Origin of the sequence: Streptomyces sp. NPDC001668 (assembly GCF_042893155.1) — a bacterium.
Lineage (GTDB): Bacteria > Actinomycetota > Actinomycetes > Streptomycetales > Streptomycetaceae > Streptomyces.
In genome coordinates this window covers 1,030,256-1,053,884 of the sequence record NZ_JBIAUQ010000001.1, presented here as the reverse complement: position 1 = coordinate 1,053,884, position 23,629 = coordinate 1,030,256, and the positions used below count along the sequence as shown (strand labels likewise).

Below are 23,629 nucleotides of genomic sequence, written 5' to 3'. Positions count from 1 at the left end.
CCGTCACTGCGGCGATGCTGGTGCTGACCCTGACTGGTGGTGTTCTGTCATCTGTCGGCCAGGCGGCGGCCGACGACACGCCTTCTGACTCCACCGCTTCGGCTGCGGCCGAGCAGCGGGACTTCGGTCTGGCGGAGGCCGAGGACGAGAGCACGGCCCGTGTGCTGGCCCAGGCCGAGAACCGCCGCATCGAGATCCTCTCGGAGCGTACTGAGACGGGCTCGACGTACGCCAATCCCGACGGCACGCTCACGGCGGAGGCGTTCGCCGCGCAGATCCGGGTGAAGGAGAACGGCAAGTGGGAGGACATCGACACCACGCTGTCCGACACCGGTGCCGACCTCACGCCTGAGACGGCCGCTGCGGACATCACGGTCTCCGACGGCGGTGACACCGATCTGGCTTCAGTGTCGGACGACGGCAAGAGCTTCGGGCTCGGCTGGCAGGACAAACTGCCCACACCCACGGTGGACGGCGACACCGCCTCGTACGCACTGAACGGGGGCGAGACACTCCAGGTGACCGCGCTGCCCCAGGGCTTCTCCCAGAACGTGCTCCTCGACCGGGCACCGGACGGACCGGTGTCGTACCGGATCCCCCTGGAACTGCACGGGCTGCGCCTCTCCGAGGCCGACTCGGGGCACCTGCTGCTCAAGGACTCCTCCGGTGACCTGGTGGCCGAGGCGCCCGCACCGATGATGTGGGACTCCAGCAAGGACGAGCTGTCCGGCGAGCCGGAGAACCAGGCCCGGGTGGACGCCGACATCGATACCGCTGCAGATGGGTCGCAGACCCTGGTCCTCACCCCGGACGCGGACTTCCTGGCCACGGCCACCTACCCGGTGACGGTGGATCCGACCTCCACCCTCGCGGTGACCACGGACACCTGGGTGGCCACCAACTACACCGACTCACAGATCTCGTCGACCGAGTTGAAGTCGGGAACGTACAACGCGGGTTCCACCAAGGCCCGTTCGTACCTGAAGTTCGACGTCTCGGACTTCGCGGGCAAGCACATCACCGACACCGACCTGGCCCTGTACTCGTACTGGTCCTCCTCGTGCTCGACATCGGGCGCGGGCACCCAGGTGCGGCGGATCACCTCGTCCTGGTCATCGTCAAGCGTCACCTGGGACGACCAGCCTTCGACGACCACCACGGGCGCGGTGACCAACACCGCGGCCAAGGGCTACTCGGACGACTGCCCGGCCGGCACGATGAACTTCGACATCGACGACATCGTCCAGTCCTGGGCCGATGGATCCACGAACTACGGCATCCAGGTGCGCGGCGCGAGCGAGACCGACTCGCTGACCTGGCGCCGCTTCCGTTCCGCGAACTATGCCTCGGGTGACTCGGCCACCGAGCCGCACCTCACCGTCACCTACAACTCGTACCCGAGCACCGCCGTTCAGTTCTTCCCGCTCAGCGGAGTCGTTACTGCCGACGCCACCCCCACCTTGTGGGCCAGGGCGACGGACGCCGACTCCGACCAGCTCCGCTACACCTTCGAAGTCTGGGACAGCGGCCTGACGACCCGTAAGACCACCGGCAACTCCAAGTACGTACTGTCCGGACGGATGGGCACCTGGACCTCGGGCACGCTGTCCGCGGGAACGTACAAGTGGCGGGTCATGGCGTACGACACGACCGACCTGTCGAAGGCGTGGTCGGCCTGGCGCACCCTGACCGTCGACCCGACGGCTCCGGCCACACCCGCCATCACCAGCAGCAGCCACGGCTCGCCCGCCAATTGGTACGCGTCGAACCACTTCACCGGCACGCTCACCGCCGACGACACCAGCGGCATCAACGGGTACGCGGTCAAGGTCGACAAGAGCCCGGCCACCAGCGCCGGCACCACGGTCACCCAGACCTCCACCGCCGTGTCCGCCACGGACCGGACCGACGGCACCTGGTACGTCCACGCGGCGGCCCGGAACGCGGCCGGCCTGTGGTCACCGACCCAGACCTTCCCCTTCAACGTCGACACGACGGCCCCGGGCGCGGCGACCGTCACCTCGTCCACGCACCCGCTGAGCGCGTCCACGTATGCGAGCCGGACGGCCGCCTTCGCCTGGACCGCACCCAGCGACACCTCCGGTGTGTCCGCGTACGCGGTCACCGTGGACCAGAGCAGCACGACTCTGCCCAGCAGCACCGGCACCACGCAGAGCGCCGCGTCCTACACCACCACGGTGAGTGCCGACGGCATCTGGTATCTGCACGTCCGGGCCAGGGACAAGGCGGGCAACTGGTCCGCGTCCGCCGCCCACTACGCCTTCACGGTCGACTCCACCCTGGGTCTGCTGCCGACGGTCGCCTCCTCCACCCACCCCGACCAGACGGCCGCCTACAAGGCGACCGCCTTCAAGGCGACGTGGACGACCAGCGCCACAGCAACCGGCTACAGCTACACCGTGGACTCCAGTGCCACCACGGTCCCCGACACCACGGCCGACTCCACGACCGCCGGCTACGGCGGCGCCGTCGCACAGGGCACCTGGTACCTGCACGTCCGCGCCGTCAACTCAGCCGGAACCTGGGGACCAGCGGCCCACTACCGCTTCACCGTCGACACCACCGCGCCCGCCGCGCCCGCGGTCTCCTCACCGGACTTCCCGGACGACGCCTGGGCCGGTGACGCGGGCGACACCGGGACGTTCACGCTGACGTCCGCGGACAAGGGCCTGGACACCTTCACCTACGCCCTCGATGGCGGTACGGCCACCACGGTCGCCGCGTCTGCCGCGGCCGCCGCGATCGACCTGACCCCGGCGAGCGAGGGCAGCCACAGGCTGACCGTCACGGCCACCGACAAGGCCGGCAACACCTCCGCCGCGACCGTCTACACCTTCCACGTCGGCGCCGCCGGCCTCACCACACCACTGTCCGGAGAGGAGGTCGGCCACTCGGTCACCCTCACCGCGGCAGGACCCGCGGACCTGACCGGGGCCACGTTCCAGTACCGGCGCGCCGACAGCGACAGCTGGTCGGACATCCCGGTTTCCGCCGTCACCCTCGCCTCCGACGGCACCGCCGTCACCTGGCCGGTCACCATGACCGCCGGTGTCACCCCGGCGCTCACCTGGACCACCGACGCCGTCACCGACGACGGAGACCTCCAGCTGCGAGCGACCTTCACGGGTGCCAACACCCCGGCACCCTCCGCGTCCGTCGCCGTCCTGCTGAACCGGGTCGAGGTCACCGACGATGGTACCGACCTCGACAGCCTGGCCTCACCGACCTCCGTCGAGTCGTACGCGCTGGAGACGGCCGAGGACCGAGCCGAGGCGTCTCCCGACACCCTCGCACCGCCCTACCTCGACCAGGACACCGGCAAGATCGTCGCCCCGGTCACGGACAGCGGCGCGCAGGCCGATGCCACCGCGACGATCTCCCTGACCGACGTACCGGTCGACGAGGGCGGCGACGACACCACGGTGGACGACGCGGACGAGGCCGCCGACGGTACGACCACGACCGAGGACGACGTGGCCGCCGCGGTCACCACTACCGACGCCACCGTGGTTCCCACGACCAAGGTCGTCGATCACAGCCAGGCCGAACTCGACTCCATCGCCGACGAGGTTCTGCTGCTCGACGACGATGACCTGTCCGGTGCCTCCGCGCTCGCCAGTGCGGAGGTCGACGCCGAGACCAACAAGGTCGTCGTCGAGATCGTCGCGGACAACCCCGAACTCGCCGACGGGCTCGGCCGGCGATACGGCACCGACACCGTCACCGTCCGCGTCAACCCCGGCGTCACCCAGCTCCAGGAGACCTCGACCCGCTGGACTGACAAGAACCCCTACAAGGGAGGAGCCGGCTACGAGTCCCACTGGGCCGCGGGCGACGCGGCGGGGAAGATCAAGGCATGCACTACCGGCTTCGCCTGGACGTACAACGGCAATCCGTACATCGTCAGCGCCGGGCACTGCACCTATGCCGACGGATACATGGACAGCTGGGACAACAGCGGGACCGACAACTCGGTCACCGTCGGCTTCGTCAACGTCGACAACTACGCCAACGGCAGGGGCTCGGTGAAACTCCGCGGCCAGAACTACTATTCGGGAGACCTTTCGCTGATCAAGGTCCTCGAGAACAGGTACAACGTGTCCGCACGTATCTACCAGCACGACAGCGTGATGCGGCGGGTGGACAACCGGTTCACCACGCGGTCGTCGAAGGGACAGAAGTTCTGCACCGGGGGTGGCCGCTCCAGTGAGGTGTGCGGCTGGAAGGTGACGGAGACCAAGAAGCGGTTCAAGTACAGCGGCGGGGACGTGGTGCACAACATGACCGTGGGCCAGAAGAACTCGGGATCCTGCGTGATCTCCGGTGACTCCGGCGGCCCCGTCTACACCGTGAAGTCCAATGGCCACGTCAACGCGAAGGGCATCATCTCGGGCGCGGGCTGCGACTCGGTGAGTGACGACGGCGAGTGCAGCGACGGGTGGGACGGCAAGTGCACGGTCTTCTTCACGGACATCGCTCTGGCAGAGAAGGCACTCCCGGGAGGGGTAAAGAAGTGGTGACACGAACGGTGAGGCTCGGGGTCCTCGCGATGATGTCCGTCGTGGCGGTGACCGCGTCGGCGTGCAGCAGCTCCAAGCCGTGCGCCGGCGTCGGCGTCACCTCGCAGATCGGAGTGATGTTCCTCCAGCAGGGCTACACCGACCTCGCGGGCGCCTCCTACGAACTGTGCGCAGGGGGCAAATGCGTCAAGGACAAGCTCGAACAGGAAGACATCACCCGAATCAACCTGCCTCTCCCCGACGACGTGGACGCCGACCTCGGCACGGTCCGCTTTCGCGTCACCCCGAAGGGAAGTGGCAGTCCCGAGATCGACGCTTCCTCCGACGTGAAGCTCACCCGCCAGTCCGACGGCTGCGGTGGCGGCGCCTACAGTCAGGGCCTCGCGTTCACCAAGAAAGGCGGGCTGACCACGAAGATCCCGTCAAGTGTGACCGCTGCCTGGCGCGATCACCTCAAGTCGCTGGCCTCACCCTCCGAATCCTCCTGACACACACGCCCCTCCACCGCCGGGATCCGGCGGTGGAGGGGCGCTGCTCAGGTCAACGCCCCACCGCGCCACACACTCTGGGTACCGAGCACCATCGGGCTCGGGTCGCTTTTCCGACGCGCCATTTCCCGCACCTGCCGACGCAGCAAGTCGTGAATGGCCTGGTCGATGCCCTCGGCACGCCAGGTGTAGAAGTGGTACTTCACGCTCAGGGTGGCGGAAAGTCGTGTGGGGCTGCTCCCACTGGCGACAGGTCCGACCCTGGGGATGCGCGTCCTCCACACGGCGATCACAGGTTCGGCTTGCGCTCGTTCAAGGTGCCCGGACCCAAATGCCCATGGCCGCCTACCGGCCGGGAAGCCGGCGCCAGGCTTCAGGGTCGCCGTCCTCGATCGCTTCCACTTCCGGGGACATCGTCATCACGAGGGTCAGGGCCAAAAGCGATCGAGTGGCTTCTGCCGGAACTACGGAAACGGGCATCTCCCAATCCGCGGTGAGATAGCGTGCCGGATCGCTCAGCAGCCGGCCGACCAGATGTCCTAGCGCGAACAACAGGTCGAGGTCGGGGGCGACTGAGAGACGAAAGCTGCTCGCGTCGGGAGGGGGTGCCGAGCTCCGGAGACAGATCAGGTGAGTGGCTAGCTGTATGACCTGCGTAAACATGCACTCTGGAGCCCTTCATGGCTACGCTGACGGCTACTTAACGGCGCTCTGAAGAGCTGCGGGGCTGATGGACGCTCGGGGCCGGTAGTGGGTTGCGTTTCCAACCCGAAACGTCACATCCACGATCAGGCAGCTGCCGATCCGGACGGCGGTCCATCGTGCCTGAGCAGATCCGCGGCTCGATAGGCAATCTCGTCTGCATCGGCAGGAAGGAACCGGCTGGCCCTGCCGCTCCACGTGACGACGAGCTCATCGCGCGCACGAGTGGCGGCGACGAACACGAGGGAACGAGCCTTCTGCTCCTCCTGCTTGTAGCGATCGGGGTTGGTGACCCGGTACTGCTCGATGCGCTGGTGAGGCACCTGGCCGTCGCCCACGGAGGTCAGGAATACGCGCTGGAACTCAAGCCCTTTGAACCGATGCATGGTTCCGATACGCACCCCCTCGACGTCGGACCGCACCCCTGCCTTGCCAAGTTCCACGGCCGGAAGGTGAAACTCCTTGACGAGGACGTTGGCGAACTCAAGGACCGAGTCACGGTCGGGGGCGCTGACCGCCATCGCCGAGTAGGGCGTCCCGTGGCTGTCGTGACGCTCCTTGATGAGAGTGGCCACAGCACGCATTTCGGTCAGCCGGTCGGGTGCGCGCCAGAACTGGGGCGCTAGCCCGGTCAGCACCGACCGGTAGCCGTCGAGAGTGTCGGTGCCGGCGTCGAGGTCATCGAAGGGGGCTCCCTCGATCAAGCGGTTGGCGCTGCCCAGGATCTGCCTGGTGGTGCGGTAGTTGAGAGTCAGGCGGCGGGAAGCGCGGCCCCGGATCTCGATGCCCTGGTGGCCGAGAACGACCCGGCTGCCGTAGATGCGCTGGTGGGCGTCTCCGACGAGGAAGATGTCGTTCGGTCCTCTGCGCACCATGGCACGCAGCATCCGCCAGTGCGAGGCGGACAGGTCCTGCGCCTCGTCCACCACGATGTGCTGGTAGCGCGGCTTGAGCCACATGCCGCTGCCTGCCTCCCGGTGGACGAGGTCCCGGCCGCCCTGTTCATCCTTGTAGCGTGCCTGTTCCTCGACGCGGGCCATGCGCCGCTGTTCGAGTTCGGCCGCCTGGTCGGCGATGAGCGCGTACGTCGTTCGTCGCGGCGGTGTGTCCAGGTGGTTTTTGTAGGCCTGCACGAGTTGCCATACGTCGTGCTTCTGGGCGTTGCCGAGACGCGGCCGCCCCGGTCGGCCGACGCGCCGGTAGGTCTCCCAGGAGCCACACCGGTTCGCGAGAATCACGTGCTTGAACTCGCTGTCCAGGAAGTCGGTGTCGTACTGCGGCAGGTTCAATTCGGTGCGTACGAGATACCACAGGTCCATGGCCGCGTCGTCGCCGAGCGGCCGTCCCACGTCCAGGCGGGACTCCTGGACGATCTCGTGGGCGAGTGCGTCGACGGACTTGACATCGACGCGGCGCAGCAGTTCGTCGCCGCCCAGCAGACGCAGCCGCTCCTTGAGGTCGAGAGCAAGGTTGGTGTTGTAGGTGGTGAGCAGCACCGGGCGGGAGTGGCCGGGTGGCAGCCGGTCGACGAGGTGGCGTACGCGATGCAGGGCGACGACGGTCTTGCCGGTGCCGGGGCCTCCGGTCACCTTCGCCGAGCCCTTGAAGTCAGCTACGGCAAGGCGTTGTTGCTCGGGATGGAGGAACAGCCGCCAGGCGTCGAAGCTGCGGCCCAGCGCGCCGAGGACGGCGTCGTCGTCCGTCTCCGCCTGGGAGACGGGTCGCCTGGCCGCCCGCGCCCAGTCGTGGGTGTCGACGTCGTCGTCGGCACGCCACTCGTCGGTGATGTGCCGTTGTACGTCCTCGGGTTCGACGTGGTCGCGCAGGGCGAGCAGGACGTCGCGGGTGAGTTCGGGGAGATTGTGCGTGAGGAGCTTCGCGAACTGTTCGTCCGTGGTGACCTTGCGAACGGCCGGCAGCAGCGAGTGGATTACGCCGAGGTCGATCAGGGTCTGGTCGTCGTACGCGGCGAAGAGAGGGGTGGCCCGGTCCGGCAGAGCGACGACGTTCTCACTGACCTCGCTCTGGTCGACGACCTCGACGGCCCCGGAGACGGCATTGATCTCCACGGTGAGACGGGCGAGTTCGTCACGGGCCCGTACTCCGTCCCGTACCGCGAGGACCCGCATCTCGTCGCCACCGTCGGTCGACAGGAGGAGCACCATGCAGTGCGTGTCGGGATGCGCGAGAAACAGGTCTCCGTTGTCACCCGCCTTGCGCAGGAAAGCCAGGCGCAGGGCTCGGTTGTTCCGGTTGTCGCGAAGCCGCTGGACGAAGTCACCCACCGCGTCCGCCACGGCCGCGTCCCGGTGTTCCAGGTCTCCGTGCGCCTGACGGTTGACCTGGACCCGTGTCCTGACCCGACTCCCCGGACGACCCGCTCCTGCCCCGTAGCTCATCCCACGCCCCCCTCCTCGCCCACCAGACGGGCGAGTTCCTCCACGTCCCAGCCCTGCGGCGCGCGCACCTGCCAGCCGGCCGCCGAGCACCGGGCCATGTAATCCGCGTCCTCGGCATCCTCCGTCAGGACGATTCCGATCTTAGGGCCGGGCCAGGCGAGTTCCACCGTGCGTGACACACCTTCGACGTCCCAGCTCGCCTTTCCCGCCGGGACGTCTCCACGGCCGGCCAGGGCTTCACCGAGCGCTGCGACTTCCGGGTCGCCCCACTTTTTCAGTTCCTCAAGGACGAGTTCCCAGGCAGTTCGCTCCAACGGGGTCATCTCATCCACCTGTTCGGGTGCCGGCTCCGGTTCCCGAGCCCGGTCCTCGGGCAGATCAGGTCCGTCCTCGGGCAGGTCCAGGCCCGCATGCGGAGCGTCGTCGCGCAGGGCGGCCAGCAGCCCACTGACCGGTCCGGCCGTGGCGGCGAGCAGTGCCGCGTCGAAGGTGTCGAGCGTGGTGCGGGCCAGGGCGATGCCGTCGGCCTGACCTGTTCCGGTGGGATCGAGGAACTGGATGAGGTTGCCCCAGCACAGCCACGCCTTCCACCGTCGGCGATGATCGTCCCGGTCGCCCTCTACGGCCTCGGGCCGGTCGTCGAGAACGGCGAGGGCGCTCCACCGCAGCCCCTTGCCGTCCGGGCGCCGGGCTCCGGCGAAGACGAGCGGCAGCCCAGAACCGTCCCGGAAAGGAAGGAGTTTGAGCCCCTTGCCCGAGACGGCGGGAGTGGGCTCGTCGCGCAGGGCGGCCTCGATCCAGGCGACGGCCGTGACCGGGTCCGCGTCGACCAGGTCGCGCCTGCGCTGGGCGGCGGGCGCGCTGACGGCGAGCGTCGCCAGCTGCTGCCACTTGTTCAGCCGGGGGTCGCGCAGGAATCCCAGCAGGGAGGGGATCGCCCCGGCGAACAGGAGCTCGTCGATCTCAGCTGGGTCGCGCCGTACGGTGCGCCATTGCTCGCGCACCATCGCGCCGGGGCCAGCGACCGAGGTCACGTCGTACGGCGGCCAGGCGGCGTCGGCGGCACGGCCCGCGATGACGGCGTCGAGGGCATCGGCCGGTGCGTCCGGGTCACGTGCCGCCTCGCCCTTCAAGGTACGGTCCCAGGTCGCCACGTCGTCCCAGGTGATCTGCCAGACGAGTATCCCGTCGGCGCGCAACCGGGCCCGCTTCGCCGCGTCGGAGGCGATCCGGTTGGTGCGGGACGAGGCGTGCCAGCGGTATCCGTCGAGATAGATGGCGATGGGCAGGGGCGGGGCCCCGTCACTGCTGGTGTCTCCGGCGACGGGCCGGAACAGCAGGTCCGGGCGGGTGCGGTAGCCGTGCAGGTCCTTCTGGGCGACGACCTCCCAGTGGACGGGGCTGCCGTCGGGTCGGGTGAGGGTGAACTGCTTGCCGTTCCGTCCGGTCGGTGTCGAGGTGTGGCCCGCCTCGGCCGCGTTGCCCGGGATCGCGAGCCAGCGGTCGAGGCATTCGATGAACCTCCGCTCCAGGTCACTTTCGGCCTGGTCGGCGAAGCGGAGTTCGGCGTCGGCCGCGTCCTTGCGGACATCCCATCCGCTGCTGCCGTCGGCGCCCAGAAGACTGTCCAGCATCCACAGGGCTTCTTGCCGGTTGAGGTCCTTGTACTCCCGCTCGGGGCCATAGCCCAGCAGACAGCGGTGGCAGGCGGGGCGGCTCGGGGTGTCCTTGCAGGGGCAGGCCCGCAACTCCTGCTGGGCGGCCGCCAATACGGCCCGGAACTCCTCCCCGTCGCGGTCGACGAGGCGCTGTAGGTAGCCGGTGCCCCCGGGCAACGCGTCGTACAGGACGAGGTAGTTGCGGGTGAGGTCGCTCTCGCGGTCGGGCTCGGTGGCGGGGGCGGAGCGGATGTGGGCGGGGTCCCCGCCGTAGCGCAGGGCCAGGCCCAGGTGGAGGGCGGCGGAGAAGGAGGCCAGACGCTCCGGGACGTTCAGCGTGGCGGCCGGCAGCAGGATGCGCAGGGCTTCCGTTCTGTGCTCGGTGGCGGTGATGACCGGTACGTCCTCTGGCCTGGCCTGCTTGTCGCGGCGTCGGGTGGCGCACCACGGCCGGTGGTGGGCGAGTTCGGCCCGGCCGAGCAGGGACTGGCTGAGCGTGTCCTGGGCGGGCCCTTGGCCGGACTCTCGGTCGGTTGCGCCGCCGCACCGCGGGCACACGGTGAACCCTGTGATGGCCACCTCGGTGCCGGCGAAATAGGTGTCGTTGCGCCTGCCGTGGCGGCTCTTGCCGAGGTTGAAGCGGCGGATGACCGCTTCGCGGACATGGTCCACGCCGAAGGTGGTCTTCTGGTGCCGCCAGGTCTGCTTGATGTCGGCCGGGTCGATGTCGACGGCGGTGACGGTCGTGTACTGGGTTCGTGTGCGGCTTTCGTGGTCGTCGACGATGCGTGCGTCGTCCCGCTTGTCGTGGGCGGTGACCTTGCGCGGGACCACCACCCGGAACAGGGCCGTACGCCCGCCGATCCCGGGTCCGCCGCAGCGGGGGCAGGGTGAGGTGTCCTCCTCGGCGCGGTCGCCGGTGCGGACGTGACCGCACTCCTTGCACACCCGCCAGGTCCGGAGCCCGACGGGCATGCCGTCTGGCGAGTCCTGGGGGACGGGGCCGAGTTCGAAGCCGTCGACGACGTGCCGGTAGCCGCGGACGTAGTAGGCGTTGCCCGGGGCGAGTTCGGTGAGGGCGGCTTCGGCAGGGCGGTCGTACGTGCGCGGGTCGTTGCTCCAACGGGCCTTGGGTGCCTCACCCGCCCCCGCCTCACCTGCCGGACGCGCCTTCCGCGCGGGCTGCTTGTAGCTGAGCTGGGCCTCCAGTCGTACGCCGTCCTCGACGAGGCTGTAGTTGGGCAGCAGCCCGTGCTCGACGAGGAACCCCTGAGCGTCCGACTGCGCCATCCTCTGAAGGATCTTGGACACGCCGGCCGCTTCGCGGTTCAGGTTGCGCTTCTCGCGGGCCTCGTCCTCCACATGCTCCTGGAGTGAATCGGCCGCGTCATTGATCAGGCCGCGGCGCCGGACGAGTTCGGCGCGCTCCTCCTCCCACGCGTCCCTGGCCCGGTCCAGTTCGTCGGCCAGCTTGTACTCGGCGTAGCGCCGCAGCGTCTTGCGGGCGTCTCGGGAGACACCGGAGCCTGGCACCCCGTCGATCTCGGGAAACAGGCTCAGGAACTCGTCCGCGAGGTCCACGCGCCCCTTCGTGGCATCGCGGAACGTCTTCAACCACCCTTCCCTGCCGACCAGTTGGGTGGTCCGGTCGGGCAGGGGGATGACCCCCGGCAGAGCGCCCCGGGCCGCCCGGTCGATCAGGAACGCGGTGTACTGGCGGCACAGCAGCTCCCCCGCGGACAGGAAGCAGCCGGGGGGCAGGATGGGGCCGGCGATGAGGTGCTGCGGTTCTGCGAGGTGGTACAGCGCGCGGGGGCTGGTGTCGGCCAGGGTGACCATGAAGGCGTTGCCGGTGGCGCGGCCCGCGCGGCCGACCCGCTGCACGTAGCCCGCGGTGGACGGCGGCAGCGAGGCGAGGATGACCGCTTCCAACTGGCCGATGTCGATGCCGAGTTCGAGGGTGGGAGTGCAGGACAGCACATTGGGGTCGGTGTGCCGCAGCCCCAGCCGGAAGCCCTTCTCGACCTCCTCGCGTTCCTTGCGTGCCAGGACACCGGTGTGCTCGGCCGCGACGACGCTGTACGGCTCGGCCTCCCGGTACAGCCGCCGGTAGTAGTCGGAGCGGTAGTCACGAGCCGCACGACCGCCCGCCTCCTCCGAGGGCCGGGCGAGGGTCCCTTCGCAGCGCTTGAGCGGGCAGTGTGTGCCCTGCCAGACTGACGCACGCTCGGGCGGCACGGTCTGGGTCCAACCGCACTCGGGGCAGGTGAGCGCGGCGAGCGCGGTCTGTTCGTCGTCGAGCGGCCGCACCCTGATGTGCCCCGGTGTCAGTCCGTAGACGCCGTGGCCCTGCTGTCTGTCCGCCTGGTCGGTCCGCCGTCGGGCCAGGGCACCGATGTCGTCACGGGCGAGTTCCTGGAAGAGTTCCGCCAGGTACCCTCCTGCCGCCTCCCGGTCCAGGCCGAGGCACCGCCGGGTGAAGTCGGCGTACCAGCTGTCCCTGCTGTCCACGCGCTCGAAGTCGGTACGACCGCTACCGGCGCCGACGAGTACGAATGCCGGGGCCTCGAAGTCACGGCGGTGGCCGAACGAGGGCATGCCGGGAGCACGACCCGTGGAGACCCAGTGGCGGTTGCGGCCCTCTTCGTCTATGAACTCCTTCAGCCACTTGTGGTTGATGCCGCCGATCTGGCGGATGTGTTCCAGGAGGCCGCGCACGTACCCCTCGAAGTAGCGCAGCCGCTCCGCGCCGCCCTCGGCCGGCACGAGCGCCTTCTCGCCCTCCTCCAGGTCCGCGGCCAACGGCAGTTGCCTGGCCCGCTGCCTCTCCAGATGGACGCGGTACAGGGCTTCCGCCGCCTTGGCCGCCGCCTCCGGGTCGGGCAGGTGGACCTCGGCGGCGACCGTGCGGGTGAGCTCCAGGGTGCGGCCGAGGCGGGAGTAGAGGCCGAACTCCAGCAGGGTGTTGAAGGCGAGCCGCTCACCGACGAGTTCCCAGGTGGACTCGGGGATGCGCTTCTTGCCCGCGAGCAGCCGCTTGACCGGGTCCACGTCGTGCAGGTCGGGCGGTACGACGGAGGCGAGCAGCCGCTGCCCCGGGGCAGCGGCGCGGCCGACCATGGAGGCGATCAGTTCGTTGAGCGGGACGCCGTCGGACGCGAACTGCGTCTCGGCAGCGGTGCGTTCGGTCAGTTGCTCATGGATGAGGGAACGCAGGGAGAACTTCCAGGACCGGCTGGCGACGAAGCCGGCACGGTGGGCGGCATCCTGCACCGAGTCGTTGAAGATCAGTGTCTTGCGTCGATCGCGCTTGTGCTCGTCCTCGCTCGGCAGCTCTCCGCCGGTGAACAGCTGGGTGACGACCACGGAGGCGAGCGGGGCGACACCGGCACCGAGGAAGCGGATGCCTTGGGCCTGGCCGCAGGCCGGGCAGCGGTCCTGCTTGGCATAGTCGCTCTGTTCCTGGTTGTCGAACCAGGTCCACACATAGACGCCGTTCTCCGGCGCCGGGGCGATCTGTTCATCGTCGAGCAGGACCTCGTCCGGATCGAGCCTGCGCAATGCCTTGCCGTTGTCCTCCAGAACCAGCAGGGTCGCGTCGTGCGCGGCGCCCCGGCGGGCCCGGCGGGCCGCCCGGCGCGCCCGGATGGCACGGGCTTGTTCGGCGGCCTCGGCCGGAGTGGCGGCGATCATCGCCCGGACCCGGCCCTTGGCGGCCCCGCCGGCCACGCTGGCGCGGTAGATCTCGTCCGGCGCGTGCACCAGGTTCTGCGGATTGCGGTCGGGGCAGATCGCCGACCAGCCGGAGCGCCCGCAGTGCCGGCAGTAGGCGGCGGGCAACCGCCCGGACCGCTGGACCCGGCACCGCCGCTCGACCTGGGCGGCCATGCTCAGTGCACGCCGCTCGGCGTTCGCGCGGTCGGCATCGGCAGCCGCTCCGGCGGTCTCGGTGAGGGCGGCCTGGTCGGCGTCGGACCAGGAGAACACCGGCTGGGGTGCGACGAACCGCAGTACGCGCGAGAGCGACCGCAGCCACAGGTGTGTCTCCACGAGGAGCAGGGGCCGCTCGGTGTCGGCGGGCGCCTTGGGGTCGCGGGCCACCGAGATGAGCGCGACGAAACGGGCCAGGGCGGTGGCGGCGGTCTCCGGGTCCTGCTCGGCCGCCGCGCGCCAGGCCGAGGCGTCGGGGAACGCCTGGAGCGCCGCGCCCGCCGTCAGGGGCGCGTCCTTCGAACGCAGCAGTGCATGGGTGAGGGGATGGGCCAGCAGCCGTCGCCCCAGCTCACGCGGATCGGCGGTGTCGCATCCGACGGTCGTGCGGGCGACGGTGTCCAGGCCGTCCGGTGTCCTCGCGGGGTCGGGCAGAGCGGCGAGTGCCTCGGGAGACGGCAGGGGCAGGGAGTGATCGACGCCGGACAGGAACTCCTCGACGTCCCGCCGGTCCTCCCCCACCACCGCGTCGTCCGGAAAGCGCGTCCCGAACACCTGGGAGGCCACGTTCAGCATGGCGCGAGGCCCGCCTGCCGCGGTCCCGGAACCGAGGGTCGCGGAGGTTGCCACGGGACAGATCGACCCCAGCGGCCGCCCGTCCTCGGCGGCACCGACGACGGCCGCGAGCCGCCGCAGCAGCATCGCCACGTCCGTGCCCTGCGCACCGTCATAGGTGTGGAACTCGTCGATCACGACATACGCGAGGTCCGCGTCCCGCCACAGGGGGGCGTCCTGCTGCCGCTGGAGCAACAGGTCCAGCATCTTGTAGTTGGTGATCAGGATGTCCGGCGGGTTGCGGCGGATCTCGGCCCGGTCGACCATGACCCGTTTGTACGGAGCACTCCCCCGCGCCGAGGCCTCGCCGATGTACAGCCCGGCCGTGACCTCCCGCAGACGGCCGTCCTCCAACTGGTCGCCGAGACGGTCCGCCTGGTCGCCGGCGAGCGCGTTCATCGGATACAGCAGGATCGCCTTGATGCCCGCCTTTCCGGCTTCCCTCTCCCGACGGCAGTGATCGAGTACGGGGATGAGGAAGGACTCCGTCTTGCCGGACCCGGTACCGGTGGTCACGAGCGTCGGCTGGGGCCGGTGCCCGTCCTTACTGCTGAGCCGGGCGAACGCCTCCGCCTGATGGGCGTACGGCGGTGGGAAGTCGGCCGGATACCAGTCCAGATGCCGCTGCCACCCGTCCGCGGCGGGCCGGAACGGCCGCCGGATCCGCAGATACGGCCCCCGGAAGAGCCCGTCGGCCGGATCGGTCAGGAAGTCCTCCAGGGCCTCCTGGGTGTCGGGCTCGGCCAGCGCGAAGGTCGTGGTCAGATACTCGACCGTCGTGTCGCGCAGTGTCTGCGCCGCGAGTGTGGGTCGCATGGCGTGCCCCGGCCCCCTGTCTACCGATGTCGCCCCGCTGATCGGAATCGATCACGTCCCACTCTACGAGGAGGGACTGACAGATCGCCTGGAGATGCCGACCAAGAACCACACTTCCTTCTGTACTGAATCCTGTACAGAATTCTGCCCTGATTCTGGGTAGAGTGAGGTTATGCGCGTACCCGAGATCGTCACCGTGAGCGACGCCCGCAGCGGCCTGTCGCGGATACTGGCCGAGCTGGCCGAGGCCGGCCCGGAGGCGGAGCCCGTGCTGATCGGGGCCCACCGCAAGGCACAGGGTGTACTCCTCTCGATCGAGGCGTACGAGAGCCTCACGGGCCGCGCCGCCCGCAGGGAGGCGGTCGAATCCGCCACGGGTTCCCTGGCCGCCGAGAGCCTCCGACCGACAGCCGCGTCCGATCAGGACGCCGAAGCCTACGTACGCGGCTCTTTGTCGGCCGAGGAGATGGTCGACCGCGCCCTGGCCCGGCACCATCCCAAGACCCGTCGGGAAGCTGGATGACCGACCCGTACGTCCTGCCGAACGGCGTCCTGCGCAACCGCCTCGACATCGCCGACGCCGTCACGCTCGCCGCTGCCGAGGCCGACATCACGCGCGCGCGGCTTCTCCAGGTCAGCGAACAGGCCCCACCCGGGGAGTTCGACCTGGCGCACTTATGCCGCTTCCACGCCAAGATCTTCGGCGACCTGTACGACTGGGCGGGCGAGCTGCGCACGGTGGACATCTCGAAGGACACGCCGTTCTGCCCGGTCCAGAACCTCACCACGTACGCGGCGGAGGTCTTCGGCCGACTCGCCGCAGCCGACCGCTTTCGTGGTCTGGCCCGCGGTGATTTCGTCCGTGGGGTCGCCGAACTCTACGGCGACATCAACGCGTTGCACCCCTTCCGCGAGGGCAACGGCCGTACCCAGCGTGCGTTCCTGGCCGAACTGAGCAGGCAGGCGGGCTGGTTGATCAACTGGGCCGCGCTGGGCGCCGAAGAGAACCGGGAAGCATCGATCAAGAGCTTCCGGGGTGACAACCAGCCGCTGGAGCGGATGCTGGACCGGCTGGTCAGTCACGAGCCGAGCTGACAAGGGCCGGCGGGCTCGGAAGCTCGTACTCGGCCCAGACCGTCTTCCCGGGCCCCTCCGCGCGCGGGTGCCAGTCCCAGCGGGTGGCCAGACGCGATACGAGGAGCAGCCCGCGGCCGCTCTCTTTCGTGCCGTCGGCTTCCGGGGCGGTGGCGTGGCGGCGGGGCAGGCGTTCAGCGCGGGTGTCGGTGACCTCGATGCGGACGGTACGGCCGTCGGCCAGGACGTGCACGCGGAGGTGGAAGTCCCGGCCGGGGACATGGCCGTGCCGTACGGCGTTCGCGGTGAGCTCGGCGACGATCAGCACGAGGGTGTCGTGTGGGTCGGTGCCGTACGGGATGCCCCATGCGTCCAGGCGGAGGGCTGTGAGGCGGCGGGCGAGGCGGGCGCCCCGGGGTGTGGAGGTGAAGGGCATCTCGAAGGTGCGGGTGACGGGCCCAGGAGTCAATGGCCGGGTGGGGGTGGCGGGTTGAGTGATGCTCGTGGGGCCCGCGGGTTTGGTCGTCATACCGACAACGGTGTCGCCGGTCGCGTAGCGTGACCAGTGGTGACGCACCGACGCGGACCGGCTGTACGCGCGGTGTCGGTACGGGTACGAGGCGCGCGGCGTTACGGCGTCCGGTTGGCGGGCGTTGGGCCGGGGAGGCGGTGGTCGATGACCGAGGGTACGACGGGTGTCATGGCGGAGGGCGGGGTGCTTCCGGGCGCCGGTGGTGAGGCGGGCGGGGTCATGAGCCTCGGGGACGGGTGGGAGAACGACGACGGGGGCGGGCGGCGACCGGAGGATGGGGCCGGGAAGGGGCTCGTCGTCGCGTTCGGGCTGACCATGAAGACGCTGCGGGTGCGGGCGGGAATGGACCGGGAGGAGTTCGGGCGGCGGATCGGGTACTCGGCGTCGACGGTCGCGTCGTTCGAGCAGGGGCGGAGGATTCCGTCGCCGAGGACGATCGACGTGGCCGATGAAGTGCTCGGGGCGGATGGGATGTTGCGCGTGTGGAAGGAGGAGGTGGAGAAGGCTCAGTATCCGGTGTTCTTTCAGGGGATGGCGGCGTTGGAGAAGGAGTGCCTTGAGCTGCTGTCGTACAGCGCGCTGGTGTTCAACGGTCTGGTCCAGACCGAGGAGTACATGAGAGCGCTGCTTGCCATGCGGCGTCCCGCCCTGGACCAGGAGACCATCGAACAGCGGGTTACGGCTCGCCTTGCCCGTCAGGACATCTTCGACCGCTCACCCGGGCCGCTGCTGAGCTTTGTGATCACAGAGGCGGTGCTGCGGCACCGATACGGGGGCAAGGGCGTTCTGCGGGGGCAGCTGGAACATCTGCTCCTGATCGGTCAGAAGCGGGATGTAGAGATCCAGGTCATGCCGACCGACTGCGAGGACAACGCAGGCGTGAACGGGCCGTTTACAGTCGTTACGCGGAAAGATGGCAAGAAGTTCGTCTACGCCGAGACTCACGCAACCAGCACTCTGGAGACCGACCCCGAACAGACAGCTCTCGCCGCTGCCCGCTATGGGATCATCCGATCACAGGCTCTCACTCCGCGAGAGTCACTCGAGTTCATCGAAGGATTGCTGGGAGCGCTATGAACAACGCTGAACCCTCGACCGTCGCCTCCGGCCTCGCCTGGTTCAAGAGCAGCTACAGCGGAACCGAGGGCGGCGAATGTGTAGAGGTCGCGGCCGGTATGGCAGTTGTGCACGTCCGGGACTCCAAGGCCGAGGCCGCCGGGCCCATGCTGACGGTGTCGCGTGAGGCGTGGGCTGGGTTCGTCGGGCTGGTCTGACGTTCGTACGGTCGCGAGAGCCCTGCCGGTTCCTGTGGGACGGCAGGGCTCTCGTGCGGGTGGGATGTCCGGTCAGCCAGCCCCGTTCAGGCGGCGGGTGAACTCGGCGTGAGCGGCGCGCATTTCCTTCTTGCGGTGGGCTCGGTAGAGGGGGCCGGTGTAGCCGGGCGGGACGTTGGCCTTCTCCGGGAAGTACTCGTGTGAACTCAGCTCCTTCCAGGCGTCCTTGGGCTGGCCATAGCCGTGCTGCTGGTGCGCCTTCGCGATACGGCGGCCCGTAGCGTCGAACCACATGTTCTCCTCGTACTGCTGAAGTACGGGGAACCGGGCGTCGTACATCGCCACGAGCTCGTCAGCGCTGATGCCGAGCCAGACAGCGACGAGGGCGTCGATCTCGACGAGGGCCGCGCGGCGGGCGAACTCCGTGCGGAGGGGGGTGTCGCCGGTCCAGGCAGGGGTTACGCCTACAACAAGCGAGGGTGCGGTGTCGGGCCAGGCTGCGGCCCAGGTGTCCTGGTCATAAGTGGAGTCGTACAGGTCCTTCCAGAGGGGAGCGTAGGCGTTGGTTTGGCAGTTGAGGCGGAGAGTGCGGAGGAGCAGAGCATGCTCCAGAGGGTGCCCCTCGTTGGGTCCGGGCATGACCTTAGTGTCGGAGGTGTCGAGGTGTCCGCGCCCTGAGCTGCGGAGGAAGTAGTCGAGCGGCAGTGATGCGAAGAACCCGGCCATGAGCGCGGTGAGTCGCAGTGACGGCATCGCTGCGCTCCGCACAGCATGGATGTGGGTGGCGCCTGGCGGGAATAGCGCAGCGAACAGGCTCCGCTCGGTGTTGGTGGCGATCATCTCGCGCCATGCCACCCGGTAAAATTCCGAGTACGGCCGCATACTCGCCGCCTGCAGCAGCGCATCGACAGCCTTGTCGATGTCGTCGTCCTCCAGCGCAGCACCCTTCGCCTGGACGTCAGCTTTCGCAGCCGCGACCGCTGCGGGATCGCCCCAGAGCTGCGCGAGCCGGTCGTGGTCCACCCAGCGGTCCTGCGCACCAACGAACCGCGAATGCGCGCCTGCAGGGCGGTAGTTCGTGCGCGGCACTGCGTCCACCGCCAGGTTCAGGTAGTCCCAGGGCTCGTAATCGCGCATGCTCTTCGAGCCACCCTCAGGCGGCTGCTTGTGGTAGGGCGTGGCGATGTTGATCAACGGTCCCTGAAGGATGACATCCTGCCAGGTGTCGACAGCGCCGGGAGTCCAGGTGAAGTAGCCCGCTGTGCGGTCGTTCTTCTCATCGAACCCCCGGCTGATGCGCCTATCCAGCGCGGCGAGTCGATTTGGCCACTTCGATAGGGCCACGATGGCCGACTCCTCCGACCTAGTCACGGGGTACAGGAGCTTGACCTGCTCGACCGGCGGCGGATTCTCCTCGCCCGCTAGAGCACGCCACTCGGCGAGACGCGCCTCATCTACAGTGATAATTCTGTCCTGGTGCGGACGCAGATCCCACTTACCTCTATCCTTCACACCCGGCACCGGGCCTTCCCCATCGTGCCGAACGGACTTGACCAGCACGCTCGGATGTAGGAGCCAGCTCATGTGCTGGAACTGGATGTCCTTGTCCCTGCCATACACATTGACGCTGAAGTGGCTGCTGTTGCCCACCGGGTTGGCGAAGATGAGCAGCTCGTTGGTGAAGTCTGCATGGAACCGCAAGTGCCGGTATGCCGCGCCGCGCAGCACCCCCTCCTTCGCCCCCGTCAGATGCGTAGACGGATGAATCAGCCCAGCCGTCCCCCGCTCCCCCACAGCCCGCCACCCCAACAACATGAACGCCCGATACAGATCCGGCTGCGTCCCGACCAGCTCGGGATACGTATCCACCGACGCCAGGAACCCGGACATCGCCGCATGGTCCGCCAGCTCCCCCATGAAAGCTGGCCGAGCCCCCGGCCACCCCATCACCTCTGCCTTGCGCTCGTCCCAAGCCTCATTGCTCGGCTTCTCCGCCAGCTCGAACCACGGCTCGAACTCGGCGAGGACCCCGCTCTCCTTCCACTCCTGCTTGACCCACGGCGGATTCCCCACCATCAAGTCGAACCCGCCCTCGCTGAAAACGTGCGCGAAGTCCAACTCCCAGTGGAAGAACCCCCGTTCCTCAGCGATCCGCACGACCGCCCCATACCAGGGAAATGTCGACCCCAGGTCCGTCGGCCGCGCCCACGCCAGTGTCTCGATCATCTTCTGGTCGAGTTCACGCTCCTTGTCATCCAACTCCTCCAGACTTTCGACGCCTTCGAAGGTCAGGAACGACCCCTGCTCCCCCTCCCCCGTGTCGACGTCCACCCGCCCGACGACGGCCTCGGCGAACTCCAACCAGTCCTCCAGGGACCGCAGCGGCACCGTACGCCGGGGGTCGTCCTTCCTCAGCGCGGTGCGGTCCTCACCACCCGGCCGGTACTGAAACTCGTCGGAGCCGTCGAGCAGTCCGATCTCCTCCAGCGGCCAGAACCACAGCGCACACCACGCGTCCATGACCTGCTTGAGCCGCCAGTAGGGCGTGCCCTTGCGATGCAGCGCCTCCAGGACCGCGTCCCGGTCCATCGACCCACGGCCACCCTGACCGTCCCGCGGAACCGCCGCGCCCCAGACATCGACATGCCGTGAGATCTCCTGCTCGGACAGCGTCAACCGCATCACGACGAGGTCCCACAGGTACTCGACCCGCCGAGCGAGCTTGATCAACCGCCCGGTCTGTGTCGTCTCCTTGGGATCCCAGTCCTCGTCCGCCGAAGCCACGGCCCGCGCCGATCCCGATCCAGAACCCGAACCCGAACCGCCGACGACCTCCCCCAGGGACGCCTGCTCCCAGATCCCCAGCCCGAGATCGAACGCCCCCTGCCCCAACTCGGCGTCCTTGTCGGCCAGTTCCTCCGGCGTGGGCGCGGCCTTCTGCTTCGGGGCGTTGTCCTTCTTTGGCGGGCCCCCCTTCGGATTCCTCCGCATGGCCGACCGCCACTTGCGCATGGCCTCGACCAGCTCCGGCTCCAGCCAGTCGACGACATCCCCGTCGACAACCGCCTTCACCGTCTCCTCCGGCGTCCCCTTCTTCAGGGTCCGGACGCCGACCTTCTCCCCGATCGACCCCCATCCCATCGCGGGCAGCAGGAACTGATGGACCTCCCGCGCCTTCAGCTTCTCGCCGAGCGGGGCATGCCGGGGCCGCTGCGGGTCCTTGGTCGTCAGCCAGCCGCCCTTGCTCAGCGACTGACCGGGATACACCTTCCGGGCCGCACCGATCAGCGAGTTGCCGCGGTGGAGGTGAAGGCCGTACCAGGGTGCTTTCATGCCCTGGTACATGGTGTTCAACCACAGGGAGATCTCGGCGAGTTCGACGGCGGTCTCGTTCAGGTCGACGCCGTACGCGTTGTGCAGCGCGATGTACGCCTTCACCTTCTGCAACTCGCGCTGGTAGTCCTCGGGATCGATCTCGACGCCCCGCTCGCGCTGGGCGAGCCGCAGATACAGCTCGGCGAGCTGGTTGACGGCCTCGTTGAGGAACGCCCCGGACCCGAGGGCGGGTTCACACACCCGCCAGCGCAGCACGTCCGCCGCGTTGACCCACGCGCTCTCCGGTTCCTTCGGGTCGACCTCGCCCTTCTCGTCGAGCCGGAACCGCAGGGTCTGCTCGACCGTGGCCTGGGTCAGGGACTCCGGCGTGTAGTAGGAGGCGCTGGTCTGGCGGTCGCGGCCGGCCAGCCGGTACACGTACGTGCCGACCTTGCGCGGCACCGGAACCCTCTCGTTCGTCTGCGGATTCAGCTCCGTGGCGACGAACACGCTGTCGTCCGGGCCGTCCGGATAGCGGCCCGAGGCGACCTGACTGGCCTTGATCAGCCACGAACCCCCGCTGGGGTCACCGCCCTTGGCGACCTCGTACAACGGCTCGTCGGCGACAAAACCCGTGTACGACATCAGGCCCTCGTACACCGCGCCGAGGTGGTTGATGCTCAGGTTGGCGTAGGAGATGAAGCCGCCGCGTCCGCCCCGCCCTCGGCCCTCCACGACGGTCAGGTTGCGCAGCACCTGGTGCAGGACCTTGTTGCGCAGCCGCAGGTCGAGGCAGCGGGTGGGGTCATCGGGGTGGGTGATCACCTGGTCGACGAGCTTTATCGACTTCGGGTCGAAGAGCCGGGACTTCAGGGCCTCGATGCGTACGCCCTCGTAACCGTCGTCTTCGGCGAGTTCGGCGCCCTCACGCTCGGTCAGGTCCTGCCGCGGTGCCTCGCGCGAAGTGATCGTGTCCGCCACCGGGTGGCCGGTGAACACCTTCTCGAAGAGCAGCGCCAACGAGTCGTGGAAGTGATGGCGGTCCCGGGAAGCGCTGGACAGCTTCTCCTGGACCACCAGCTCCCGCAGCCGGGCCACGCTGTACCCCTCGACGTACTCCTCGCTCTTCATGGGGAGGATGTCCAGTTCGGGGCGGGCCTCGGCGTAGAGGAGGAAGAGGACGCGATAGAGATAGCGCAGCGACTCCTTGGTGAGCACGCGCGGCAGGACGTCCGGGTCGGTGAGCGTCTCCGGCAGCCACTCCTGGAGGTCGTCGGGGTGGACACCCTTGTCGCGGGCGAGTTCCAGGACCTCGTTGGCGATCAGCTGGACGGACTTCTTCAGGCCCTCGCGCAGGTCGTTGGTCACACCGACGGAGTGGTCGCGGGACTCCGCCACCAGGCGGGCGATGTCGTCGTCCCCGCCGTCCGCCGCCGGGCGCAGCGACGGGGCGCCGAACAGGGCGGCGATCACTTCGAGTTCGCCCGCGCTCGCGCCCTTGACGCCCTTGCGGGGCAGGGCGACCTCCAGGCTTACCGCGAGATGGCGTCCGCGGGCGTAGTTCTCACGGTCGGCGAGGACCATCACCCCGCCGAACAGGAGCAGCGCGTAGCGCGGCGCGGCCGGGTCGGCGAGCAGCCAGGCCGCGAGGTCCGTGACGGTGGTGAGGGTCTTGCCCGAGGCGACCCGGACGGGCGCGGGCAGCCGGTTGGCGGAGCCGTCGGCGCGGGCGTCGGCGATGTCGTCGGCGAAGCCCCCCGTCAGGACGGCGACACCCGGCTCGTGGTGGGCCACCGGGACGGCGACGGGGCCGGCAGCACCGTGCACGGTGAGATGGCCGGGGTTCGGTGTGAAGCCGAGGGCCCGCAGGACGCGTACGTGCCAGGCGTCCAGGCCCGCGCGCCACACCTCCTCCGGGCTGCCGCCGTACGCGCGAGGACCGGAGGACTGGAAGCCGGGGAGCTCCTCGGCACCGCTGTGCGCCTTGAGCGCCTCGGCCGCGGTCTGCTGGGCGGCGACGGCCCCCGGGTCGGGCAGCACGTTGAACTTCTCCGCCTCGCCGCCCAGGGTGAGCCGTACGTCGAGATAGGGCCCGGTGAGGTCGCGCAGCCCCTGCCGGGGCGTGGGGCGCCCCTGGCGTTCCTCGGCCGCCCATTCCTTCAGGCGGCCCGACTTGAGCTGCTTGGGCAGGATCTCGTCCAGGTAGAAGGACGGGAAGTACTCACCCTCGTTGATCAGCGCGTCGAACTTCACGCTTGCCGCTCCTGCCGGATCGCTTCAGACGT

The 23,629-nt window shown here is 68.9% G+C and carries 11 protein-coding genes; 6 read left to right on the top strand and 5 right to left on the bottom strand.

Annotated elements, in window-relative coordinates; all coding sequences use genetic code 11:
* Nucleotides 1-14: 14 nt before the first annotated feature.
* Both ACFYZ8_RS04685 and ACFYZ8_RS04680 read left to right on the top strand, forming a co-directional pair.
* Complete coding sequence (locus ACFYZ8_RS04685) at nt 15-4,541, top strand: DNRLRE domain-containing protein (protein WP_388535358.1); 4,527 nt, start codon at nt 15-17, stop codon at nt 4,539-4,541.
* Nucleotides 4,538-5,029: a hypothetical protein gene (locus ACFYZ8_RS04680; protein ID WP_389049733.1), complete on the top strand. Its 492-nt coding sequence runs from the start codon at nt 4,538-4,540 to the stop codon at nt 5,027-5,029. The genes ACFYZ8_RS04685 and ACFYZ8_RS04680 overlap by 4 nt, the downstream gene beginning before the upstream one ends.
* A 47-nt stretch (nt 5,030-5,076) precedes the next feature.
* Here ACFYZ8_RS04680 and ACFYZ8_RS04675 read toward each other — a convergent pair whose 3' ends face one another.
* The 3 genes from ACFYZ8_RS04675 to ACFYZ8_RS04665 all read right to left on the bottom strand — a co-directional run bounded on the left by ACFYZ8_RS04675 (nt 5,077) and on the right by ACFYZ8_RS04665 (nt 15,149).
* Nucleotides 5,077-5,235 (bottom strand): hypothetical protein, encoded by a 159-nt coding sequence (locus ACFYZ8_RS04675; RefSeq protein ID WP_359032431.1) that lies wholly within the window; start codon nt 5,233-5,235, stop codon nt 5,077-5,079.
* 582 nt (nt 5,236-5,817) lie between these two features.
* Nucleotides 5,818-8,130, bottom strand: a complete 2,313-nt coding sequence (locus tag ACFYZ8_RS04670) for a UvrD-helicase domain-containing protein (RefSeq protein ID WP_359032433.1) — start codon at nt 8,128-8,130, stop codon at nt 5,818-5,820.
* Complete coding sequence (locus tag ACFYZ8_RS04665; RefSeq protein WP_388535364.1) at nt 8,127-15,149, bottom strand: DEAD/DEAH box helicase; 7,023 nt, start codon at nt 15,147-15,149, stop codon at nt 8,127-8,129. The genes ACFYZ8_RS04670 and ACFYZ8_RS04665 overlap by 4 nt, the downstream gene beginning before the upstream one ends.
* A gap of 172 nt (nt 15,150-15,321) precedes the next feature.
* Between ACFYZ8_RS04665 and ACFYZ8_RS04660 the strand changes: the two genes are divergently transcribed.
* Together ACFYZ8_RS04660 and ACFYZ8_RS04655 are read left to right on the top strand one after the other, a co-directional pair.
* Complete coding sequence (locus ACFYZ8_RS04660; protein WP_388535367.1) at nt 15,322-15,672, top strand: type II toxin-antitoxin system Phd/YefM family antitoxin; 351 nt, start codon at nt 15,322-15,324, stop codon at nt 15,670-15,672.
* Nucleotides 15,669-16,244 (top strand): Fic/DOC family protein, encoded by a 576-nt coding sequence (locus ACFYZ8_RS04655; protein WP_388535370.1) that lies wholly within the window; start codon nt 15,669-15,671, stop codon nt 16,242-16,244. Before ACFYZ8_RS04660 ends, ACFYZ8_RS04655 begins: the two co-directional genes overlap by 4 nt.
* On the opposite strand, the gene ACFYZ8_RS04650 is transcribed toward ACFYZ8_RS04655, so the two are convergent.
* Entirely contained in the window at nt 16,225-16,752 is a 528-nt protein-coding gene (locus ACFYZ8_RS04650) for an ATP-binding protein (protein ID WP_388535373.1), read from the bottom strand. The genes ACFYZ8_RS04655 and ACFYZ8_RS04650 overlap by 20 nt on opposite strands.
* A 147-nt stretch (nt 16,753-16,899) precedes the next feature.
* On the opposite strand from ACFYZ8_RS04650, the gene ACFYZ8_RS04645 reads away from it, so the two are divergent.
* Entirely contained in the window at nt 16,900-17,832 is a 933-nt protein-coding gene (locus ACFYZ8_RS04645; protein ID WP_388535376.1) for a helix-turn-helix domain-containing protein, read from the top strand.
* Nucleotides 17,829-18,029 carry a DUF397 domain-containing protein gene (locus ACFYZ8_RS04640; RefSeq protein WP_388535379.1) on the top strand — a complete coding sequence of 67 codons (201 nt, stop codon included), beginning with the start codon at nt 17,829-17,831 and terminating at the stop codon, nt 18,027-18,029. The genes ACFYZ8_RS04645 and ACFYZ8_RS04640 overlap by 4 nt, the downstream gene beginning before the upstream one ends.
* 72 nt (nt 18,030-18,101) lie before the next feature.
* Here ACFYZ8_RS04640 and ACFYZ8_RS04635 read toward each other — a convergent pair whose 3' ends face one another.
* Nucleotides 18,102-23,597 (bottom strand): Eco57I restriction-modification methylase domain-containing protein, encoded by a 5,496-nt coding sequence (locus ACFYZ8_RS04635; RefSeq protein WP_388535381.1) that lies wholly within the window; start codon nt 23,595-23,597, stop codon nt 18,102-18,104.
* Nucleotides 23,598-23,629 lie beyond the last annotated feature (32 nt).

Excerpts from the sequence above, each read along its gene's own strand:
- ACFYZ8_RS04685 (WP_388535358.1), top strand. The coding sequence starts at position 15 with ATGCTGGTGCTGACCCTGACTGGTGGTGTTCTGTCATCTGTCGGCCAG.
- ACFYZ8_RS04670 (WP_359032433.1), bottom strand. The coding sequence starts at position 8,130 with ATGAGCTACGGGGCAGGAGCGGGTCGTCCGGGGAGTCGGGTCAGGACA.
- ACFYZ8_RS04665 (WP_388535364.1), bottom strand. The coding sequence starts at position 15,149 with ATGCGACCCACACTCGCGGCGCAGACACTGCGCGACACGACGGTCGAG.
- ACFYZ8_RS04660 (WP_388535367.1), top strand. The coding sequence starts at position 15,322 with ATGCGCGTACCCGAGATCGTCACCGTGAGCGACGCCCGCAGCGGCCTG.
- ACFYZ8_RS04655 (WP_388535370.1), top strand. The coding sequence starts at position 15,669 with ATGACCGACCCGTACGTCCTGCCGAACGGCGTCCTGCGCAACCGCCTC.
- ACFYZ8_RS04650 (WP_388535373.1), bottom strand. The coding sequence starts at position 16,752 with ATGACGACCAAACCCGCGGGCCCCACGAGCATCACTCAACCCGCCACC.
- ACFYZ8_RS04645 (WP_388535376.1), top strand. The coding sequence starts at position 16,900 with ATGACCGAGGGTACGACGGGTGTCATGGCGGAGGGCGGGGTGCTTCCG.
- ACFYZ8_RS04640 (WP_388535379.1), top strand. The coding sequence starts at position 17,829 with ATGAACAACGCTGAACCCTCGACCGTCGCCTCCGGCCTCGCCTGGTTC.